The organism is Ideonella sp. P3_A4, assembly GCF_056403075.1.
Map to the genome: position 1 here is coordinate 1 of NZ_JBFUGE010000504.1, position 4,422 is coordinate 4,422.

2 protein-coding genes are annotated in these 4,422 nt (G+C 68.6%); both read left to right on the plus strand.

Annotation, left to right across the window (positions count from 1 at the left end; all coding sequences use genetic code 11):
- Nucleotides 1-1,161, plus strand: a 1,161-nt coding sequence (locus AC1DYI_RS27755) for a non-ribosomal peptide synthetase (RefSeq protein ID WP_477207351.1), incomplete at its 5' end; no start/stop codon positions are given.
- A 100-nt stretch (nt 1,162-1,261) separates the two neighbouring features.
- Nucleotides 1,262-4,422: non-ribosomal peptide synthetase (locus tag AC1DYI_RS27760; protein WP_477207352.1), on the plus strand; the 3,161-nt coding region annotated here is incomplete at its 3' end.

Here is a 4,422-nt window from a genome sequence, read left to right on the forward strand (position 1 = left end):
GGGGTGACGCTGCTGCAGACCGTGCCCAGCATGATGCGCAGCCTGCTGGATGCGTGCCATGACGAGGTGCGGCTGACGACGCTGCGTTGCCTGGTGCCCACCGGCGAAGCACTCAGCTTGCGGCTGACGCAGGACTGGCTGGAACGCTTTCCGGACAAGCCGCTGGTCAACATGTACGGCCCGGCCGAGTGCTCGGACGATGTGACCTGGCATGCGATCGACACGCGTCCGGATGACGGCAGTGCGATCCCGATCGGGCGGCCGACGGCGAACAACCGCATCTACATCCTCGACCGGCTGCTGCAGCCGGTTCCGGTGGGCGTGAAGGGCGAGATCTGTGTCGACGGTATCGGCGTGGGCCGCGGCTACCTGAACGATGCGGCGCAGACGGCCAAGGCCTTCCCGCCACACCCGCTGGGCAGGTCAGGGCGCTTCTACCGCACCGGCGACATCGGGCGCTACCGCACCGACGGCGTGATCGAGTTCCACGGCCGGTTGGACCACCAGGTCAAGATCCGCGGCTTCCGCATCGAGCTGGGCGAGATCGAGTCGCAGCTGGCACGTTGCGAAGGTGTGGTCGAGGCGGTGGTACTGGTGCGCGAAGACCAGCCGGGTGAGCCGCGGCTCGTGGCCTATCTGACCGGTGACCCGCCCGAGACCGCACTGCTGCGGCAGCGGCTGGGTCAACAGCTGCCCGACTACATGGTGCCGACGGCCTTCGTGCTGTTGCCGAGCTTCCCGCTCACGCCCAACGGCAAGCTCGACCGCAAGGCCTTCCCGGCGCCGGACTTCACCGCGTTGTCAGGCCGCGCCTACGAGGCGCCCGAAGGCGAGATCGAGACCACGCTGACCGAGATCTGGCAAGAGCTGCTGCGTGTGCCCCAAGTCGGCCGCCACGACCACTTCTTCGAACTCGGCGGCTCGTCGCTGATGGCGAGCCAGGTGGTCGTGCGCCTGCGCAAGGCGATGGGCCTCGAGGTGCCGCTGATGCAGGTCTTCCAGACGCCGGTGCTGGCCGAGCTGGCCGAAAACATCGTGCTGCTGGAGCTGCGCAAGTTCGACCTGGCCGAGATCGAAGCACTCGGTGCCGATGTAGCGCAACTGTCGGACGAAGAGCTGCAGGCCCAACTCGATCGGGAGCGCATGTTGAAGAGCGACTGACCTGCTGGCCGCAACGCGCCCGTCGCACGAGCGGCGGGCCCCTTTTTGCAGAAGAACCACGGCGCTGCAGCGCTGAACGAGACGAGACCCCGGAGACACCATGAACGGCGATTCCATCAAGAACCTCAGCGCCCGCCAGCGTGAGCTGCTCATGCTGCGGCTGCGCCGTTCCGCGCCGGTGACGCCTGGGCCCGACGCCGCAGCCATCCCGCATGCCGACCGTTCGGCGGCATTGCCACTGTCGTGGGCGCAGCAGCGGCTGTGGTTCCTCGATCAGCTCGACCACGCGGCCGGTGCGGCCTATGCGATGCCGGCGGGCCTGCGCCTGAGCGGCAAGCTGGACCGTGCAGCATTGCAGGCGACGCTTGACCGCGTCGTCGCTCGCCACGAGGCACTGCGTACGACCTTCGTGCTCGAGGGCGGCCAACCGGTGCAGCGCTTCGCTCCGTCCGACACCGGCTTCGCGCTGATCGAGCGCGACCTCAGCGGCATCAGCGGCGACACGTTGCACGACGAGATCGAGCGCCTGACCACGGCTGCGTTCACCCGTCCGTTCGATCTCGCGCACGGGCCGCTGATCCGCGGCGAGCTGCTGCGCGTGTCGGCCGACGAGCATTTGCTGCTGATCAGCATGCACCACATCGTGTCCGATGGCTGGTCGATCGGCATCCTGCTGCGCGAGGTCAGCCAGCTGTACGCGGCCTTCAGCCAGGGCCTGGCCGACCCGCTGCCGGCGCTGCCGTTGCAGTACGCCGACCACGCGGTCTGGGAACGCGGCTGGCTGCAAGGGCCGACCCTGCAGGCCAAGGTCGACTACTGGAAGCAGCACCTGACGGGCGCACCGGCACTGCTCGATCTGCCGCTCGACCGGCCGCGCCCGGCACGCCAGAGCTATGCCGGCGCGAGCGTGCCGTTCCGCTTCTCGCCCGAGCTGAGCCAGGCTGTCACGCAGCTGTGCAAGCGGCACGGTGTCACGCTGTTCATGAGCCTGATGGCCGGCTGGGGCCTGCTGATGTCGCGCCTGAGCGGGCAGAACGACGTGGTCGTCGGCACGCCGGTCGCGAACCGGCCGCGGCCGGAACTCGAAGGGTTGATCGGCTGTTTCGTCAACACGCTGGCCTTGCGCTTCGATGTGTCGGGCACCGCCACCGTCAGCGAGCTGCTGGCGCAGGTCCACCAAAACACATTGGCCGCCTACGCCAACCAGGAGTTGCCGTTCGAGCAGGTCGTCGAAGCGGTGAAGCCGGCGCGCAACAGCAGCCACAGCCTGTTGTTCCAGACTATCGTCACGATGAACGCCCCCGAGGGCGAAGGCGGTGAGTTCGCGCTGCCCGGCCTGCGCCTGCGCGGCCTCGAGCGCGACCGCTCGACGGTGCAGTTCGACACTTCGCTCTACATCGGCGAAGTGCACGGTGTGCTGGCCGGCAGCGTCGCGTATGCGAGCGACCTGTTCGACCGCGCGACGATCGAGCGGCTGGTCGAGCGCTACCAGGCGGTGCTTGCCGCGATGGTCGCCAATGACCAGGCACCGGTGGGCCGTCTCGACATCCTGCTGCCCAGTGAGCGTGAACAGCTGAAGACCTGGTCGGATGGTGGTACCGCGAGTTACCCGCAAGACGAGCTGGTCCACACGCTGTTCGAACGCCAGGCTGCCGAGCGGCCGGACGCACCGGCGATCGAATACGCCGACCAGTCGTTGAGCTACGACGAATTGAACCGCCGGGCCAACCAGGTCGCGCATCGGCTGCTCGCGCTCGGCGTGCGTCCCAGCGACCGTGTGGCGCTGTGCGTCGACCGTGGCTTGCCGATGATGGTCGGGCTGCTGGGCATTCTGAAAGCCGGCGCGGGCTATGTGGCGCTCGACCCCACACACCCGCCTGCGCGGCTGTCGCAGCTGCTGGACGATTGCGCGCCGGTGGTGCTGCTGACCGAAGACACGGTGCAGGACGAACTGCCGGCGCAGGGGCTGCTGCCGGTCATCGTGCTCGATGACGACGCAGCGTTGCTGCGCCAGCCGGAACACGACCCGCACGTGGCCGGGCTGGGCTCGGCGAACCTGGCCTATGTGATCTACACCTCGGGCTCGACCGGTGTGCCCAAGGGCGTGATGGTCGAGCACCGCCAGGCGCTGAACCTGTGGCAGGCACTGGAGCGTCTGGTGTTCGCACCGGACGCGGGCGCCGTGCCGGTGGCCCGCGTGGCGCAGAACGCGGCGATCACCTTCGATGCGTCGCTGCAATCGATCCTGCAACTGGCCAGCGGCCGCTGCGTCGTGATCGTGCCGCGCGACGTGCGCAGCTCGGGTGAAGCATTGGTGGCTTGGCTGCAGGACCACGAGATCGACGTGTTCGACTGCACGCCCGCCCAGCTGGAGTTGATGTGCGAGGCCGGGCTGCTGGACAAGCCGGGCTGCCGGGCGAAGACGGCGCTGATCGGCGGCGAGGCGATCGGTGCAACGCGTTGGCGTGCGCTGCAGACCGCGGGCTTGCGCGCCTTCAACCTGTATGGGCCGACCGAGTGCACGGTCGATGCGACCGTGGCCGATCTGCGCAGCGCCGGCCCCGTGCCGACGATCGGCCGGCCGCTGCAGAACGTGACCGTGCACCTGCTCGACGCGCAGCGCCAGCCGGTGGCCGTCGGTGTGACCGGTGAGATCTACATCGGTGGCGCCGGCGTGGCGCGCGGCTACCTGAACCGTCCCGGGCTGACAGCCGAACGTTTTATCGACGATCCGTTCACACCGGGTGGCCGCCTGTACAAGACCGGTGACCTGGCTCGCTGGCTGCCCGATGGCCACGTCGAGTACGTTGGCCGCAACGACTTCCAGGTCAAGCTGCGTGGCTTCCGCATCGAGCTGGGTGAGATCGAAGCGGCGCTCACACGCTGCGAAGGCGTGGCCGAGGCCACGGTGCTGGCGCGCGAAGACCGCCCCGGCGACCAGCGCCTGGTCGCGTACCTGCGGGTCGATGAAGGCGACGTGGTCGAACCCACTGCGCTGCGTGCGCAGCTCGTGCAGGCACTGCCCGACTACATGGTGCCGTCAGCGTTCGTGACGCTGGCGAGCTGGCCGCTGACACCCAACGGCAAGCTCGACCGCGCGGCGCTGCCAGCGCCGGATGCGGCCGCACTCGCGAGCAACGCTTACGAAGAACCGGAGGGCGACGTCGAGCAAATGGTCGCGGCCCTGTGGCAGGAGCTGCTCGGTGCCGAGCGCATCGGCCGTCGCGACGACTTCTTCGAACTCGGTGGCCACTCGCTGCT